Origin of the sequence: Arthrobacter sp. Cr_A7 (assembly GCF_029222765.1) — a bacterium.
In the GTDB taxonomy this organism is placed as follows: domain Bacteria; phylum Actinomycetota; class Actinomycetes; order Actinomycetales; family Micrococcaceae; genus Arthrobacter.
This window is the reverse complement of record NZ_JARHXQ010000094.1, coordinates 1-16997: the sequence shown is the minus strand read 5'-3', so window position 1 is coordinate 16997 and position 16997 is coordinate 1. Positions and strand designations below refer to the sequence as shown.

12 protein-coding genes are annotated in these 16997 nt (G+C 66.4%); 5 read left to right on the top strand and 7 right to left on the bottom strand.

The window, feature by feature from the left end:
• Positions 1–5: 5 nt before the first annotated feature.
• On the bottom strand, positions 6–866 hold the full coding sequence (locus tag P2Q66_RS05930) for an SDR family oxidoreductase (protein ID WP_275726312.1): 861 nt from the start codon (positions 864–866) through the stop codon (positions 6–8).
• A gap of 4 nt (positions 867–870) precedes the next feature.
• Positions 871–1782 carry an MSMEG_6728 family protein gene (locus tag P2Q66_RS05925; RefSeq protein WP_275726311.1) on the bottom strand — a complete coding sequence of 304 codons (912 nt, stop codon included), beginning with the start codon at positions 1780–1782 and terminating at the stop codon, positions 871–873.
• Between the two features lie 220 nt (positions 1783–2002).
• Between P2Q66_RS05925 and P2Q66_RS05920 the strand changes: the two genes are divergently transcribed.
• Complete coding sequence (locus tag P2Q66_RS05920) at positions 2003–2527, top strand: hypothetical protein (RefSeq protein WP_275726329.1); 525 nt, start codon at positions 2003–2005, stop codon at positions 2525–2527.
• 177 nt (positions 2528–2704) lie between these two features.
• On the opposite strand, the gene P2Q66_RS05915 is transcribed toward P2Q66_RS05920, so the two are convergent.
• Both P2Q66_RS05915 and P2Q66_RS05910 read right to left on the bottom strand, forming a co-directional pair.
• The gene (locus tag P2Q66_RS05915; protein ID WP_275726309.1) at positions 2705–3361 is read right to left on the bottom strand and encodes a transglycosylase family protein; all 657 of its coding nucleotides are present in this window, start codon (positions 3359–3361) and stop codon (positions 2705–2707) included.
• Positions 3362–3530: 169 nt separating this feature from the next.
• Entirely contained in the window at positions 3531–6155 is a 2625-nt protein-coding gene (locus P2Q66_RS05910) for an excinuclease ABC subunit UvrA (RefSeq protein ID WP_275726308.1), read from the bottom strand.
• 48 nt (positions 6156–6203) lie between these two features.
• On the opposite strand from P2Q66_RS05910, the gene P2Q66_RS05905 reads away from it, so the two are divergent.
• From P2Q66_RS05905 to P2Q66_RS05895, 3 genes are all read left to right on the top strand, one after another.
• Positions 6204–7265 (top strand): adenosine deaminase, encoded by a 1062-nt coding sequence (locus P2Q66_RS05905; RefSeq protein ID WP_181884747.1) that lies wholly within the window; start codon positions 6204–6206, stop codon positions 7263–7265.
• A 261-nt stretch (positions 7266–7526) separates the two neighbouring features.
• On the top strand, positions 7527–8447 hold the full coding sequence (locus tag P2Q66_RS05900) for a glycosidase (RefSeq protein ID WP_275726307.1): 921 nt from the start codon (positions 7527–7529) through the stop codon (positions 8445–8447).
• Positions 8448–8554: 107 nt separating this feature from the next.
• On the top strand, positions 8555–8854 hold the full coding sequence (locus tag P2Q66_RS05895) for an acylphosphatase (protein WP_275726305.1): 300 nt from the start codon (positions 8555–8557) through the stop codon (positions 8852–8854).
• Between the two features lie 4 nt (positions 8855–8858).
• Here P2Q66_RS05895 and P2Q66_RS05890 read toward each other — a convergent pair whose 3' ends face one another.
• The 3 genes from P2Q66_RS05890 to P2Q66_RS05880 all read right to left on the bottom strand — a co-directional run bounded on the left by P2Q66_RS05890 (position 8859) and on the right by P2Q66_RS05880 (position 15524).
• The gene (locus P2Q66_RS05890) at positions 8859–12509 is read right to left on the bottom strand and encodes a TM0106 family RecB-like putative nuclease (RefSeq protein WP_275726303.1); all 3651 of its coding nucleotides are present in this window, start codon (positions 12507–12509) and stop codon (positions 8859–8861) included.
• A gap of 98 nt (positions 12510–12607) precedes the next feature.
• On the bottom strand, positions 12608–13807 hold the full coding sequence (locus P2Q66_RS05885) for a TerC family protein (protein WP_275726301.1): 1200 nt from the start codon (positions 13805–13807) through the stop codon (positions 12608–12610).
• Positions 13808–13844: 37 nt separating this feature from the next.
• A complete protein-coding gene (locus tag P2Q66_RS05880; RefSeq protein WP_275726299.1) occupies positions 13845–15524 on the bottom strand; it encodes a RecQ family ATP-dependent DNA helicase in 1680 nt (559 codons plus the stop codon).
• A 186-nt stretch (positions 15525–15710) separates the two neighbouring features.
• Between P2Q66_RS05880 and P2Q66_RS05875 the strand changes: the two genes are divergently transcribed.
• The coding region (locus P2Q66_RS05875; RefSeq protein WP_275726297.1) for a molybdopterin-dependent oxidoreductase at positions 15711–16997 on the top strand (1287 nt) is incomplete at its 3' end.

The window sequence follows — 16997 nt, the reverse complement described above, 5'->3', positions numbered from 1 at the left end:
GTTGGCTACGGGTGGCGGACGCCGTTTCCCGCAAGGATGTCCCGGTAGCCTTCCCTGAACGACGGGAAGGTGAGGCTGAGACCGGTGCTCCGCAGGAGGCCGTTTCGGCAGCGCTTGTTGCCGCCGCGCGCGGGTCCGGCATCACCCACCGGCGGCTCGTTGAGCCTCATTTCAGCGGCCAGGAAGCGCAATACCGTGCCAAGGTCAGCCGGATCGTTGTCCACGCCCACGTAAACCGGCGAGGGTTCAGCGGACATGGTGGCCAGGTGGACGATAGCGGCCGCGGCATCGTCACGGTGGATGCGGTTGGTGTAGCGCACGTCCTCCGGAACAACGGCTGAACCGCTGCGCACCTGGTCGATCAGGCGGGTCCGGCCGGGACCATAGATGCCCCCCAGCCGGAGGGACACGGCCGTGGTACCCGTTCCCGCCAGCCGGGACCGCAGAAGCTCCTCCGCCTCTACCAGGACACGGCCTGAAAATCCTGCCGGCACAGGTGCAGTACTTTCATCCACCCAGCCACCGTTGGCGTCACCGTACACGGCCGTCGAGGAGACAAAAAGCACCCGCTGAGGCTTGGCGCCGTCGCGCTCCAAAGCGTCCAGGACGTGCGTTACCCCGCCAAGGTACGCCGCACGGTAGTCGTCCTCAGACGGCGAGTCCGCTGCCACGGCGATAACGACGGCGGAGGTGTCCGCCGGGACAGGCGGCAGCTCCGGAGTGCTCAAGTCAGCCGCCACACCTTTGATGGCGGGCGGCAGCTTGGCGGGTGAGCGGCGCCAGCCCACCACGTGATGGCCCAAGGCGGCGAACCGCAGACCTGCTTCGGTTCCGAGGTCGCCGCAGCCTGCCAGGAGGATGGTCATGCGGCTACGGGGCTTCCACCGGGAAGAACACGCGGGGATCCTGCAGAAGAGCCGGGTAGGCAAAAGCGGACCGGTCGATGATCTCCGTAACGGTGAAGTTGCGGCCGAACCTGCCGTCCTCCAGGGTGATGGGACGGCCCACCACCTGGCCTACGGCAAACTTCGCTCCATGCTCGAACGGGACCGCCACCGGCGTCTTTCCCGGCAGTGTGGAGAAAGCCTCTTCCTGCGCCAGGCGCTTGCGCGTAGGTTTCTTCACCTGTTGCTTGGGCGGCGCCTTCCGGGGCTGGCGCGAGGGGCGGCGGGACCCGTCGTCGATATACACGGGGGAGTAATCGTCACCCATGTCCGCCGCGGCAGCGATGCTGCCGCTCACGGGCGGAAGGGCCACTGTGGTCAACGTCTGTGGATCGACGTCGTCATGGGGATCGCGCAGGATCCACAGGATGTCACCCTCTGGCTCCTGCGGCAGGAACTCGTGCTTCGGCTCTGGCCAGACGTAGTCCATGTCCGGGTTCGCATCAGCAAAAAGGGAGCGGTAGAACTTGGGCTCCTTGCGCACCAGCTTGGAGCGGTGGCTGAGGTGGAAGTCCGGGTCGCCGAGCCACGGCGGCATGGGAATCTTCGCCGCGTAATCCGGGTGTGCCGCCTGCGGGGCGAACTCCATGATGTTGGCCCGGGTGTTGTCCGGGTGGCCGCGCTTGGTCCATTCGTCAACCATGGCCAGCCCATACATGGTCAGCGCCGGCACATAGCCCATCCACATGCGGATTGCCGGGTGGGTCTGCCAGCCGTATCCGGGAATGACCAGGGCGCGGAGCGTCTGGAGTGCCTCGACCCGTTGCTTGCCAAGCCGGGCGGTGTCCAATGCTTCGGCGCTCTGCCGGAATTCAGGGTACGGGAGGAAGGTTTGCATCCATTCAGTCTGACGGCACCCGGCGGATGTTCCAATTGCAGTGCCGGGGACCACAGGCCAGGCGCTCCGGATGTCCAGATAGTGGACCTATGCATACACATAGGAGTTAAAACCACTAAGGTGTCCGCAACCCACCCCGCGTTCTGGAAGCCCTCTCATGACATTAACACCCGAAGTAACCACCGGAATCACCTCCCCCAGCGTGCCCCGTTACGGGCAGATGCTGAGTCCGGAAGCAAAGGGCATCCTGGTCCTTGACGAATTCACCATTGATCCTGCCGCCGCGCGCAAGGAGCAGCACCGCTTCCGTGATGGCGTGGCCGCCGTCGCCAAGACTGTGCGCCGCATCGCTGCCCTCCGGGTGGTAATCGCGCTCGTGGCCATCGGCAACCTGCCGCTGTTCCTGCTGTCCAGCGGATGGTGGATCTACGTGGTTTCGCTTGCACTCGTGGTTGGCGTGCACACCGCCGTCACCCTGCTGAACCGCCACGAACCCCGGCTCCGTCAGCAGTCCGCCCTTGAACTGCGCATGCACCGCGAGCGCAGCGCCAACTACCGCAAGGTGCGCGACGCCGTGAAGTACATGATCGACACCCCCGCCAGGATGAACGAGCACCTCTACCTTGAGCTGCTTGCCGCCAAGCGCGTCGCCTTGAACCTGGCCCACGGCACCGTCGCACTGCTGGACACCAGCGACGAACACGCCTGGAAGGTGCGGATCGTCCGTGAGATTCCCGCCAGCTAACAGCTGGCTTGCCCGCCGTGCGTTGACGTACGGCAGGCTGGATTGAAGAACGACGCCGGCACTCCCCTTGTGGGGGCGTGCCGGCGTCGTTTTTGGTCAACGGAATTTGTCTATCGCCGACCTGTTCATAGGGCCCGTGAGGGCTTTTGCAGCTGGCGTGCAGCTGCGGTGCAGTTTTTATAACGGAAGCTGGAGGACCTGGCCCTCGAAGACGAGGTTGGGATCGGTGATGGTGTCCAGGTTGGCATCAGCAAGTTGCTGCCAACCGCCTTGGATGCCCAGCTTTTCGGCAACAATGCTCAGGGTGTCGCCGGCCTCCAGCGTGTAGGTTTCCCCGCTCAGGGCAACGGCTTTGGCATGCTTGGCGGCGGGTGCCTGGGTAGCAGGAGCTGCCTGGACCGGCGCGCTCTGGACCTGTTGGACCGGTGCCTGCTGGACCGGAATCTGCTGGACGGGGGCCTGCTGAACGGGCGCAGTCCCGGTGGCACCGCCGCTCAGGCCCAGCTGGGCAGAGCAGGAGGGCCATGCTCCCCAGCCCTGCGAAGCCTGGACCTGCTCGGCGACGGCAATCTGCTGCTCGCGGCTCGCGTCAGCCGGTGAACCGGTGCCGCCGTATGCGGACCAGGTGCTGGCGCTGAACTGCAGGCCGCCGGAGTAGCCGTTTCCGGTGTTGGTTGCCCAGTTACCGCCGCTTTCACACTGTGCCAGGGCGTCCCACGTGGAGGTGCTGGTGGTCGCGTTTGCGGCGGTGCCGGAAAGTGCGAGGCCTGCTGCTGAGATCACGGCCACGGTAGCTCCACGGCGTGCGGCAGTACGGAAGGTTGTGTTTTTCATTATGGTGATGCTCCTGAAGGCCACCGGCGCTGGTTCCGTCCCCGGAGATCGTCGCGCCACTGCCCGCCCCTGACAAATAGAGGTCAACTTCGGTGGCTGCCGCTGGGCAGTTCTGGTGGAGGCAGCACCGGGCATTCATGCGCCCGCTTTGGCGGGCATGCATTTCACGCTAGGACATCACAGCGGCGTTATCAAATCGAGATTTTCCTGAGTATTCGCTGATGGAACCCTGATTGAGGGCAGCCGCGAGGTAGGGGGCGGTCCGGCTGCCGCCCGAACGGGCCACACTTTCGGGGGTCCCGGTTGCCACGATGAGCCCGCCCTTGTCGCCGCCGGAGGGGCCCAGGTCGATCACCCAATCAGCCCCTGCCACTACCGACATGTCGTGCTCAACAACCACCACGGAATTGCCGGCGTCCACCAGGCCGTGCAGCTGTGCCATCAGCAGCTGTACATCGGCGGGATGCAGGCCGGTGGTGGGCTCATCCAGCAGGTACAGGGTGTGCCCGCGCTGCGCCCGCTGCAGTTCGGTGGCGAGTTTGATGCGCTGGGCTTCACCACCTGAGAGTTCGGTGGCAGGCTGCCCTAGCCGCAGGTACCCAAGTCCCACGTCCTGGAGGCTTTTCAGGCTCCGCGCCGCAGCCGGCACATCGGCCAGGAACTCCGCAGCGACGTCCACGGTCATGGCCAGCACGTCGGCCACGTTCCTGCCGCGGTACTGCACCTCCAGCGTCTCAGGGTTGTAGCGGGATCCGCCGCACTCCGGGCACGGGCCGTAGCTGCCGGGCAGGAAGAGCAGTTCGACGGCGACAAACCCTTCGCCCTGGCAGGTTTCGCAGCGCCCGCCTGCCACGTTGAAGGAGAACCTGCCGGCGCCGAAGCCACGCTCCCTGGCCTGGCCGGTCGCGGCAAATTCCTTGCGGACAGCGTCAAAAAGCCCGGTGTACGTTGCCAGGTTGGAGCGCGGGGTACGCCCGATCGGCTTCTGGTCCACAGTGACCAGGCGGTCGATGCGTTCACCGCCAATAGCGGTTCCCGTGGCGGCGGGCTCCGCTGCTGCATCCTGTTCCAGCGGGGTTTTGAGGCCGGAGCCCACCAGCCCGGCAAGCGCCCGTCCAACAAGAGTGGACTTCCCGGACCCTGAGACACCGGTGACCGCAGTGAGGACCCCCAGGGGAAAACGTGCGTCCAGCCCCCGCAGGTTGTGCCGGCGGACGTCCTTCAACTCCAGCCACCCTGCGGGCTCCCGCACGATTTCCGAACTACTGCGGGAAACACGGCCGGAACCGCCGTCGGCACTTCCGGTGGCCCTTCCGCTGCCCGCCGTGACGAATCGGCCGTCCTCGAACAGGAACGGCCTGGTGACGGACGCCTCGATGCCGGCGAGCCCATCCACGGGTCCGCTGTAGAGCACTTCGCCGCCACCTTCTCCGGCCCGCGGCCCCACATCCACCAGCCAGTCGGCCCGCCGGACCACGTCCATGTTGTGCTCTACCACGAAGACGGAGTTGCCGGACTTTTTCAGCTGCTCCAACACGTCCAACAGGGGTTCCGCGTCGGCGGGATGGAGCCCTGCGGACGGCTCGTCCAATACGTAGATCACCCCGAACAGACCGGACCGAAGCTGCGTCGCAATCCGGAGCCGCTGCATCTCGCCGGGCGAGAGGGTGGGCGTGGCACGGCCCAGTGCGAGGTATCCGAGGCCGAGGTCCACGAGGACCGTGAGGCGATGCAGGAGGTCCCGGGTGATGGCTACGGCTACCTCGTTGGACTCCCCGGAAAGCTGGGTGCGGGAGGCCGTGCCGGCGTCGTTCAGTTCAGCGGTGGGCCGCACGATGTCCGCAAGCTCCGCCATCGGGAGCCGGTTGAGCTCCGCAATGGTCCTGCCCGCGAACGTGACGGCAAGCGCCTCCGGCGTCAGTCCCGTGCCTGAACAGAGCGGGCACGGGCCTGACTCCATGTACGGCATAACGCGTTCACGCATGGACGCGCTCTGGGAATCCGCCAGGGTATGCAGGACGTAGCTGCGGGCGCTCCAGAACCGCCCCTTGTACGGTTTGGCCACCCTGTCGCGCTGCGGAGTCACCTCCACTACGGGCTGCTCCTCGGTGAAGAGGATCCAGTCCCGTTGCTTCTTGGGAAGCTTGCGCCACGGGACGTCGACGTCGTAGCCCAGGTGGGTGAGGATGTCCCGCAGGTTTTTCCCCTGCCACGCACCGGGCCAGGCCGCGATGGCGCCGTCACGGATGCTCAGCGACGGGTCCGGAACCAGTGACGATTCCGTAACGGTATGTGCGACGCCCAGGCCGTGGCATTCCCGGCATGCACCGGCTGCGGTGTTGGGAGAGAAGGCGTCCGAGTCCAGCTGGGTGCTGCCGGACGGGTAGGTCCCGGCGCGGGAGAAGAGCATGCGCAGGGAGTTTGAGAGCGTGGTGACGGTGCCGACGGTGGACCTGCTGCTGGGGGCGCCGCGGCGCTGTTGAAGTGCGACGGCGGGAGGCAGCCCCGTGATCAGCTCCACCTTGGGATTGTGGCCCTGCTGGATCAGGCGCCGGGCATACGGGGCCACGGACTCGAAGTAGCGGCGTTGCGCCTCGGCATAGATGGTGCCGAAGGCCAACGATGATTTGCCGGACCCGGAAACTCCCGTGAACGCCACGATCGCGTCGCGTGGGACGTCCACGTCCACGTTGCGAAGGTTGTTTTCGCGGGCGCCGCGGACCCGGACGAAGCCGTCGGCCGCGGAGGTGGGAGCCGGGTACTGCAGGTCATCAGCGTGCGTGGCGTTCTGCATTCGCTCGACTCTAGTGGCGAATACGCCGCAGGGCATTATCCTGACCCGATGGAAAACTTTGCGGCCGGCAGCGCCGTGCCTGACATTGAAGCGGACGAAACCGAGCCTGCCGTCCCGGCCCGCGTCCTTCCCGTGGCCGAACTGCACCTGCACATCGAAGGGACCCTGCAGCCGGAGCTGATCTTCGCCCTGGCGGAGCGCAACGGCATCGAGCTGCCGTATTCCGGGCTGGACGAACTCCGGGAACGGTACGAGTTCACCGACCTGCAGTCCTTCCTGGACCTGTACTACGCCAATATGGCGGTGCTGCAGACAGAAGAGGACTTCGCCGCGATGACGCACTCCTATCTGGAACGGGCAGCTGCTGCCGGGGTGCGCCACGCAGAAATCATGATGGACCCGCAGGCGCACCTTTCACGCGGAATTTCACTGGAAACCTGCGTCAACGGTGTGGCATCGGTGCTGGCCACGTCGCAGGAGGACTTTGGCATGTCCACCATGCTGATCGCGGCCTTCCTGCGTGACCTTCCGGAGGACTCGGCCCTGGAGGTCCTGGACGGCCTGCTGGCCATGGATGCGCCGATCGGGGCCATCGGACTTGATTCGGCGGAGGTCGGGAACCCGCCGGCGAAATTTGAACGGCTTTATGCAAAGGCTCGCGAAGCAGGCCTGCGGCTGACGGCCCATGCAGGCGAGGAGGGCCCGGCGTCGTACATCACCGAGGCGCTGGACGTCCTTGGCGTGGAGCGCATCGACCACGGCATCCGCTGCATGGAGGATCCGGAACTGGTGGAGCGCCTGGTGGATGCGCGGATCCCGCTCACCGTGTGCCCGCTGTCCAACGTGAGGCTCCGCGCCGTCGATACGCTGGCGGACCACCCGCTTCCCGCCATGCTCGCCGCCGGGCTCAATGTGTCCGTCAACTCCGACGATCCCGCCTACTTCGGAGGTTATGTGGACGACAACTTTGCCCAGCTCTCGGCGGTGTTCGAGTTGTCCGAATTCGACAAGGCGCGCCTGGCCGCGAACTCCATCCATTCGTCCTTTGCGTCGGAAGAACGGAAGGCCGAGCTGCTGGCGGAACTGAACGGCCAGGACGTCACGCCCTGACCGTCCTGTGTCCGAGGCAACAAGTGCGCCATTGTGCCGCTAAACTGGGTGCCGCAGGCGTGTCTGGGGAGTGCAGGGCGGCACCCGTACCAGCGCTGAGAGGGTTGTGCAGTCAGCCCTTACCCGAGACCTCCGCCTCACTTGTGGCGATATCCGCTTCATAGTCGGTCACGACACGCAGAGTTAACCAATTAAAGTCGCGCGATTTAATCGGCAGTTGGCAAGATGCCTAAGACCGATCGCTTTCATAAAAGGGGAATCATGGCCAAGTCCACCGCAGAAAACACCTTCCTTCGACTCAAGACCGTTCTGGATGTCCTGACCGAAGGCGTGTGGTCAGGCGATGCACTGAACGCGGGCCAGGTCCTCGCGGAAGCGACGGCCCGCGTGCCGTTCAACGAGCACGAGGCGGAACTGCTCAGCGGCGGCATTCCCCGCGGACACAAGACGCTCACCTCAGCAACCGCCAAGCTGGTCAAGGCCGGCTGGCTGGTGAAGGGCCGCTCCGGATGGACCATCACCGAGGACGGCATGCGCGCCACCGTTGCCTACCCCGACCCAGTGTCCTTCGCCACCGCGCTCGACGCCGGCACTCCCGTTCCTGCCGACACCCCGGTCCCCACCGCTCCCGCAGGGTTCGTCCGGCCGGTCTCCGCTGCCGCGGCCACGCTGGAGGCTCCCGTCAAGGAAGAAACCGCCAAGAAGACGGCCCGCAAGACTCCCGCCAAGAAGGCCGCCGCCGCCGTGGGCAAGGCAGCCAAGGTACTCGAGGACGCCGTCGAGCCGGTAGTCAAGGCCGTCCGCAAGACCAAGGCGCCCGCCAAGGATACGGCCGCCGATGCCGCCGACGAGCCGTTCGAGGGCCCGGACGTTGAGACACACCCGCAGCCCGAAGCCGTGGCTGTGGCCGGCGACTTCAACACCATCCTGGGTGCGCCGGAGAACTGGGCACCGCAGTACGACGAAGCCCAGATGGAGTTCGACTTCCTGGACCAGCTCTGGAAGAAGAGCGCCGAGCTGCCCGCTGGCTTCTACACCTTCAAGATTGCACTGAACCGCTCCTGGGACGAGAACTACGGTGCCTACGGCGCCTTCGATGGCCCCAACCACGAGCTGCACCACAACGGCGGCACGGTCACCATCCGCTACAACCACGCCACCCGCGACATCACCATCAACTAACGCCTGTCCCCGCCCAACCAGGTAGCGCCAACTGTCGTTATGAGGCATCAGAACGACAGATACTGCTACTTGGTTGGGTTGGACGGCTGTTCATCGAGGAGTGCACCATGGCCGGGCACGACGGGTCGGCATCGGATACGGTCCGGCTGGACGCGCGCGTGTTCGGCGTGGTGCAGGGAGTCGGCTTCCGCTTCTGGACCATGGGCAAAGCCGAGGAACTGGGCCTGACCGGTGAAGTGAAAAACCTCGACGACGGTTCGGTGGCCGTGGTTGCCGAAGGTCCCGAGCCGCAGGTCCGGGACCTCCTGGACTGGTTGAACTCCGGCCGCACCCCCGGCAGGGTGGAGCGGGTGGACAACGAGCTGTCCGCAGCGGAGGGACGCTTCCGCGGATTCAACGCCCGCTGATGCGCTACTCCCGCGGGCTCAGGCCGATGAACGCACCCAGCTCCTCCAAAGCCGCAGGTTTGTGCGGCATGTAGCTGGTGAGTTCGGGGGAGCGGATGATGACCGCCCGCCACTGCCCCCTCGATACCGCCACGTTGATCCGGTTCCGGTTCAGCAGGAACTCGGCCCCGCGGGGAGCCTCAGCCACGGCCGAACACGCCATGGAGACCAGCACCACCGGCGCCTCCTGGCCCTGGAACTTGTCCACCGTTCCTACCCGAATATCGGGAAGGCCGGCTTCTTCCAACGCTTTCCGGATCAGGTGCACCTGGGCGTTGTACGCGGCCACCACCAGCAGGTCCTGCTGCTCCAGCCGACGTGCATCGCTGCCGGCGCCCGGAATCCATTTCAGGCCAAGATGCCGCCTGGCCTGCCGGACCACCTCGGCCGCTTCCTCCTTGGAACCCGTGGTGTTGCCGGTGTGGTCCACGAAGACGCTTTCGACCCCGGGCGGCAGCCCCTCCAGCTCGCGGAGTGACGCTGCCGGTGCCGACTGGAGCTTCCCTTCGTAACTGAGCCGGGACACGGCAGAGCACAGGTCCGGGTGCATCCGCCAGCTGTCGGCCAGGAAGTAGCCCAGCCGCGCGGGGAGGGTGGCGTGCCCGGCCGCCAGCCACCCCAGCGCAGACTCGTCCACCGGCTCGGGGTGCGCGCCCTGCGTCACCTGCGGGAGCTGCTGGGGGTCCCCGAGCAGGAGCAGCCTCTTGGCGGCGCGGGACACTGCCAGCGTGTTGGCCAGCGAAAACTGTCCTGCTTCGTCGATCACCAGCAGATCCAGCGAGCCGGCCGGGACCTCCTTGCCGGTCATGGTCCACGCCGTCCCGCCCACCAGGCACCCGCCGGGGGATGACAGCAGGCGGGCCACGTCGCCGTCGGCCGTCAAACTCCACGGCACGTCGTGGGGTGCAGCCAGCTTCTTGCCCACGATGGCAGGATCCACGCCGCCAGTATCGATCGCCCGGCACAGCAGGTTCTCCACCACGTTGTGGGACTGGGCCACGACGCCGATCTTCCAGCCCTCGGCCACGAGCTGGCCGATGACGTGGGCGCCGACGAACGTCTTGCCGGTTCCCGGAGGTCCCTGGACGGCGAGGTAGGAGCGGTCAAGGTCCCGCAGGGATCCGGCGATTGCGGCGGCGTAATCAGCAGAGCCGTCGTCACGGTGACGGACCGCCACCGGGCCCGGGAGGGCAAGGAACCGCGGCGGCTGCTTGCGCAGGATGTCCAGGCCGGGATGTGCGGGCAGCGCAGGCACCGACGCGCCCACGGCGCCGGCGACCTCCGCGATGGCGGCTTCGATGCTGGCGGTGGCCAAAGGCTGGTCCTCCGTCAGGGCCACGGGGAGGTGCGGGTACGCAGAAACCTTGCCCGACTCACGTTCCGCAATGATGATCTCGGTGTGCTCGGGATTGTCCGGCGCCGGTGACAGCTCGCTGATCCTGGTGCCGAAGGTGTAGGCCCTGGCGCCGGGTGCGGCGTCGGGGGCAGCCATGCCGTCCGGCGCCGGTGCGTCGTACAGCCGGCACCAGCTTGAGTCAGCCCGGAAATCCGAGCCCTCCGTCATGGTGCCGCGGAGCCGCAGGACCCGGGTGCGCATCCGTTCCCGGGGCTTGGCCAGCGCCCAGTCCGAGGCGACCTCGGCGGACTGCACAACGAAGACGTTCCGCTGGTCGGACCAGCTTTCGAGGGGAGCTTCAACGCGGTCGAAGTGCTGCCACCAGAACTGCTTCCGTTCCCGGCGGTGGTAACCGGTGGCTGCTGCCACCATGGCGATGGCCCGTTCGTCGTCCGTCCAGGGCCGGGTGTCCGGCAGTCCGGCCAGGTACTCGCGAAGCCTGGCTTCCTCCGGTGTCTCATCAGGTGCCGCGGTACGCTCCCGTCCCGCAAGGCGTTCCCGCCCGCCCAGCATGCCAGCCGTATCGGCCGGCACGACGCTCCCGGCCGCAGCGTCAGTGTTCATAGCCGACCCGCCCCCAATATCCAGGAGCCAGTCCCGGAGCCGGAGGGTGGACAGGCAGTCGTAGCGGTTGTAGTCCGAGATGGAGGTGAGGATCTTGTCAGCCTCGGCCTGGTTGCCGGAGTCCCTGGCTGCACAGTACGCCGCGTAGGCCACCACGGATGCGCCGGCGTCCTTGACGTCCCCGGAACGCAGGTTGTCACCCATGTACAGCGGTTCCAGCTTCTTGATGGAGTAGGAGGCCTCGGAGATCCGCAGTGAGTGCCGCACCGTGGCGTACAGGTCCACCAGCAAGCCCTGCCGCAGCCACTCATCCACGGTGTCCTCACCTGCCTGATGGGCCAGCGAAAGGTTCCGCAGCGCCGTTTTCTCGTACGGCGCGTAGTGGTAGACGTGCATGTCCGGGTACCGGGCCCGGCGCTCCTCCACGTACTCCAGGAAGTCCAGAAAGGCGCGGCGTTCCCCCTGCCGTGAGTGCGCCCAGAACGGGCGGAAGACAGGATCATCGCCGGCGCCGGGCACCGGCGCCTCGATCACACCGAACAGGTACTCGATGCCCCACACGCCCGTGGCGGGGTCCTGCCACAGCGGATCGCCCTCGAAGTCGAAAAAGATGTCGCCCTGGCTGGGCGCAGGAAGGGACCCGATGGTGTTGTCCGGCAGAACGGTATAGGAAACAGTGTGCGGCTCGCCGTCCTTGCTGAACGTCCGGGACCCTGCGGGTGCGTCCAGGCCCAGCTGCATCCGGGCCTGGGCGCGGAGCCGGACCACCGAGTTGTGCGCCTCCCCGGCAGGCATCCCGGCGAGCTGCTCGATGCTGGTGATGCCGGCGGCGCGGAGCTTTCTGCGCTGCACGACGGACATGCCGGCAACCATCAGCAGGTCGCGGTGGACCTGCACCTGCTCCCCGCAGTAATCGCAGCGGCCGCAGTGGACAATGCCTGGCTGCTGCCACTCCACAGGTGCATCGGCCTGGCGGTGTTGTGAAGTGAGGTGGCGGAAGCGCCGGCGTCGTTCCCGGAAAACGGGCAGCAGGTCCGGAAGGGAATGGCTGCTGCGGAGCCAGTCTTCACCGACCCTGGTGCCCAGCACCAGGGTGGCGACGGGGGAGGGCTCCAGGCCCATTCCCAGGAGTTGGTCGCCGTAGGCGGCGAGCTGCAGCAGGGCGCCCACCTTGGCGTGCCGGGCCAGCTTGGTGTCCCACACCTCGTAGCGGCCCGGGTTCTTGGTGCCCGCGGCCTCGTTTACCAGGAAGTCGGCGTAGCCCAGGAATTCACCATCGAAGAAGGTGGCCTGGAACACGACGTCCGCCCCGGACCGCAGCGCCAGCTCGGTTTCCGCGTGCTTGGCCTGGAGTTCGCCACGGAGGTTCGGGCCACGTTCCAGCGAGTAGACGCCCGCACCACGGCTGGCATCCCACTCGCCATACTTGGCGATCAGGCTGGCCAGTACGGTTGCCTCATGCTTGTCGCCCAGGACGCCGGCGCGGGCCTGCATCTCGTCCGCCGGAAATTCTGCCTTAGGCGCCCGGCCCAGCTTTTCGTCCAGGATCCGGAGCGTGCGGTACTCGCACTCGCTGGCGGCCACCAGGTCACTGGCGGAAAACACCAGGTCCGGCGGCGCACCGGCATCAACACCGGCAGCTTCGAGCAGAAACACTGGGCCTCCCCATTGACATCCGGACCGTCATCAGCGGCCTGGGGATGGTTCCCCTGGCCTTGATCCAAACCTAGCAAGAGGGTCTGACAAAGGCCGTCTTAGCCCTTGGCGTCCGCGCGCACCTGGGCTTTGTCGTGCTCCGTGTGGGCGTTCCGCAGCAGCTCCAGGAACTCGGTTTCGTTGCGGATGAGCCGCTTGTACTTCTCGGGCAGCTTGCGGATCTGGTCCTCTTCGCGGCACATCTTGGCGAAGATCTTGTCCCGCTCCACCATGTCCGTTTCATAGTTGAGGTCCAGGTATTCGATGGCGTGGCGCCGGGCTCCGGACACGGCGTTCTTGGCCTTGCCCTTGGGGCTGAAGATGGACGCCAGGACCGTGACCAGCAGGACGCCCAGGATGACGCTGAGCGAAACCTGGGTGCTCACTTCCACCACGTTGACGTGCTGGCCGTCGTTGATGAACGGGAGGGTGTTTTCGTGCAGGGCATGCAGGATCAGCTTCACGCCGATGAAGCCCAGGATCGCCGCGAGGCCGTACGAGAGGAAGATCAGCCGGTCCAGCAGCCCGTCGATCAGGAAGAACAGCTGCCGCAGGCCCATCAGGGAGAACGCCGTGGCGGTGAACACGATAAACACGTTCTGGGTCAGGCCGAAGATGGCCGGAATGGAGTCCAGGGCGAACAGGATGTCCGTGCCGCCGATGGCCACCATCACCAGGAGCATCGGGGTGAGGACGCGTTTGCCGTTCTCCATCGTGAAGAGCTTGTCGCCGTCGTAATGGGCCGACGCCGGGAGGTACTTTTTGGCCAGCCGCACCACCAGGCCTTCGGAATCGTCGTCGTGGCTGTTGGGGCGCAGCAGGTTGCCGGCGGTGATGAGCAGGATCAGCCCGAAGATGTAGAACACCCACGCGAAGCTGTTGATGAGCGCGGCGCCCAGGAAGATGAACGCCGTGCGGGCGATCAGCGAGAACACGATGCCGAACAGGAGCACCTTCTGCTGGTCGGCGCGGGGCACCTTGAAGCTGGCCATGATGATCAGGAACACGAAGAGGTTGTCCACGGACAGCGCCTTCTCCGTGATGTAGCCGGCGAAGTACTCCGTGCCCATGGTTGACCCGCCGAACAGGAACACGCCGAGCCCGAAGAGCACCGCGATGCCCACGTAGATGGCGGACCAGATGGCCGATTCCTTCAGCGACGGCGTGTGTGCCTTCCGCACGTGGAAGAAGAAGTCGAAAGCCAGCAGGGCAACAATTCCGGCGACGGTCAGGGTCCAGACAATTGAGGGTACTTCCACGAGGCGGGCCTTTCGTTGGAGTCTCCTCCCAGCCTACCTAAGCCGGCTTGAGGAGTTCATGCTCGACGACGGCGGTCCGGGACAGCGTCTTATACCCCTCCTGCTCGAACAGGACAGTGATCACGTCGTCCTCATGCCGCATCACCAGCCCCGGGCCCCACTCCTTGTGGACCACGGCTGACTGGAGGGGAAACGGCTCGTCGGCAGCGGCGGAAGCCGCCCTGCCGCCGTCGTGCGCCTTGTCACCCGGCTGGACATCCCGCGCGGCGGCGTCGGCACAGCCATCGCAGTTGCCGCACGGTTCCGGAAGGTCCTCGCCGAAGTAGCCCAGCAGGAACTGCCGCCGGCAGCCGTCCGTTTCAGCGTAGGCGCGCATCATGGTGAGGCGGGACTGCTCCACGCGCTGCCGGGCCTCGGCGAGTTCGACGGCGCGCTCCACCAGGGCGGGCAGCTTGGCTTTGGAGGCGAGGCGGATGCCGCGCTTGCCTGTGATGACGGCGCCCGCCTCCTCCAGCTGGTTGACCAGTCCCGTGACGCGGCGGACCGGGAACCCGGCCAGCTCGGCCAGGGAGGACTTCGGCGTGGGCGCACCCGCGGCCTTGAGGACCTTCAGTACCGCCAGCAGCCGATCCGGATCCGGGGAACTCGTGCTGAAGAACTTCCGCAGCCCCAGGTCCTCGGCGCGGTAGTGCAGCACCGCCGCCGCCGGCTGGCCGTCACGCCCGGCGCGGCCAATCTCCTGATAGTAGGCGTCAAGCGACTCTGGAATATCCGCATGGACCACAAAACGGACGTTGGGCTTGTCGATCCCCATACCGAAAGCGGTGGTGGCCACCACAACGTCCAGGGCGTCGTCGAGGAACTGCTCGTGGATCCGCTCCCTGTCCCCGGCGGACCGGCCCGCGTGGTATGCCTCCGTCCGCAGCCCTTCCGCGGCGAGCTTCGCGGCGTACTTCTCGGTGTCCTTCCGCGTGGCCGCGTAGAGCAGCCCGTGGCCGTCGCCGGCCAGCCCGGCCACCTGCGCCAGCACGGCCTTCCGCTTGCCCCGGTCTTCCTGGTGGCGGACCACGTCCAGGCTGATGTTGGGCCGGTCGAAGCCCCGAACCAGCACCAGCGGGTCCTCCATGCCCAGCCGCTCCACGATCTCGTCCCGGACGGGCGGGGAGGCGGTGGCGGTGAGGGCGGCCACGGGCGGGTTGCCCAGCCGCTCGCGCACGTTGCCCAGGCTGAGGTAGTCGGGCCGGAAGTCGTGACCCCAGGAGGAGACGCAGTGCGCCTCGTCCACCACGAACAGCGTGATGTCCAGGGCGGCGATGCGGTCCACGGTGTCCTGTTTGGCCAGCTGCTCCGGGGCAAGGAACATGAAGGTGGCCTGCCCGGATTCGACGGCCTGCCACGCGGCCTCCACCTCGGAATCGCTGTGCGAGGAGTTGATGGTGACAGCCGCCTGGTCGCCGAGGTCGCCGGCCAGCCCATCCTGCTGGTCCTCCTGCAGGGCAATAAGCGGTGAAACCACGACGGCGGGGCGTCCCGTTTCGTTGTGCAGGTGCTGCGCCGCGACCTGGTAGATGGCGGATTTGCCGAAGCCGGTGGGCATCACTGCCAGGACATCACGGCCGCCGGCCAAGGCGCTGATGCCCGCCAGCTGGCCGTCCCGCAGGTCCGGCAGGGAGAAGGAAGACGCCGCCAGGGCGGCGAGGGCACGATCGTCGGGCATTAATGGGCTCCGCACAGAAGTTCCTGCGGCCGCTTGCTTCAGCCTTGGGAACCAGCCTAACGCGGGCGGGTGCCGCCGTCGTCATTCCCTTGACTTCCATGATCTGCTGAACAACTGTGGAAGAAATTGGTCCGCCGGCGTGTGCCGTGGCTTGTGGGGACCAGGAACAGCCGAGGAGTGTGCAGCGTGACGCGCAAGAACCCGAAGGTCGAAGAGGCGGACGAGTCCGAACTGGAAGTGACCGGCCATCCCAAAACCTGGGCCGCCGGTGTGCCCGGGGTCTACCACTCGATGCAGCCGGCGCTCAAACACATGGGCGTGGAGCGCTCGCGGAAGACCCTGCTGGCCCTGAACCAGAAGGACGGATTCGACTGCATGAGCTGCGCGTGGCCTGATCCGGGCCATCGCAAGACGTTCGAGTTCTGTGAAAACGGGGCGAAGGCGGTCACTTGGGAAGCCACTCCCGTGGTCATCGGCCGGGAGTTCTGGGACGAACACCCCGTCAGCGAGCTGCGGCACCGGTCCGAATACTGGCTGGGCATGCAGGGCCGCCTGACCGAGCCCGTGTACAAGAAGGCGGGGGAGGACCACTACCGGCCGGTCAGCTGGGAGCAGGCGTTCAGCATCATCGCGGACAAACTCAAGTCCCTCCCCGACCCCAACCAGGCCGCGTTCTACACGAGCGGCAGGACGTCCAACGAGGCCGCCTTCCTTTACCAGCTGTTCATCCGCGCCTACGGCACCAACAACCTGCCGGACTGCTCCAACATGTGCCACGAGTCCTCCGGATGGGGCATGGGGCAGACCATTGGCGTGGGCAAGGCCACGGTTTCCTATGACGACTTCGCCAAGGCGGACCTGATCATCATCATGGGCCAGAACCCGGGCACCAACCATCCGAGGATGCTCACGGCGCTGGAGGAGGCCAAGGAGGCCGGGGCGAACATTGTCGCCGTGAATCCGCTGCCGGAGGCCGGCCTGATGCGGTACAAGAACCCGCAGAAGGTAAAGGGCATCATCGGGCACGGCACGGACCTGGCGGACCAGTTCCTGCAGGTGCGGATCGGCGGCGACATGGCGCTGCTGCAGGCCGTTTCCAAGCGCGTCCTCGACGCGGAGGCCGCGAACCCCGGGACGGTGCTGGACCACCAGTTCCTGGCGGAGCACTGCGACGGGCTGGAGGAGCTCAAGGCCCACCTCTCCCGGCTGGATGAAGCCGCTGTCCTCGAGGCCACGGGGCTGCGCACCGAGGAAATCGACGAGCTTGCGGCCCGCTACCTCGCCGCTGACAAGGTGATCATCACCTGGGCCATGGGCATCACGCAGCAGAAGAAGGGCGTGGCCACCATCAAGGAGATCATCAACCTCCTGCTGCTCCGCGGCAACATCGGCAAGCCGGGCGCAGGCGCCTCGCCCATCCGCGGGCACAGCAACGTCCAGGGTGACAGGACCATGGGCATCTGGGAACAGATG

Excerpts from the sequence above, each read along its gene's own strand:
- P2Q66_RS05930 (WP_275726312.1), bottom strand. The coding sequence starts at position 866 with ATGACCATCCTCCTGGCAGGCTGCGGCGACCTCGGAACCGAAGCAGGT.
- P2Q66_RS05925 (WP_275726311.1), bottom strand. The coding sequence starts at position 1,782 with ATGCAAACCTTCCTCCCGTACCCTGAATTCCGGCAGAGCGCCGAAGCA.
- P2Q66_RS05920 (WP_275726329.1), top strand. The coding sequence starts at position 2,003 with ATGCTGAGTCCGGAAGCAAAGGGCATCCTGGTCCTTGACGAATTCACC.
- P2Q66_RS05915 (WP_275726309.1), bottom strand. The coding sequence starts at position 3,361 with ATGAAAAACACAACCTTCCGTACTGCCGCACGCCGTGGAGCTACCGTG.
- P2Q66_RS05910 (WP_275726308.1), bottom strand. The coding sequence starts at position 6,155 with ATGCAGAACGCCACGCACGCTGATGACCTGCAGTACCCGGCTCCCACC.
- P2Q66_RS05905 (WP_181884747.1), top strand. The coding sequence starts at position 6,204 with ATGGAAAACTTTGCGGCCGGCAGCGCCGTGCCTGACATTGAAGCGGAC.
- P2Q66_RS05900 (WP_275726307.1), top strand. The coding sequence starts at position 7,527 with ATGGCCAAGTCCACCGCAGAAAACACCTTCCTTCGACTCAAGACCGTT.
- P2Q66_RS05895 (WP_275726305.1), top strand. The coding sequence starts at position 8,555 with ATGGCCGGGCACGACGGGTCGGCATCGGATACGGTCCGGCTGGACGCG.
- P2Q66_RS05880 (WP_275726299.1), bottom strand. The coding sequence starts at position 15,524 with ATGCCCGACGATCGTGCCCTCGCCGCCCTGGCGGCGTCTTCCTTCTCC.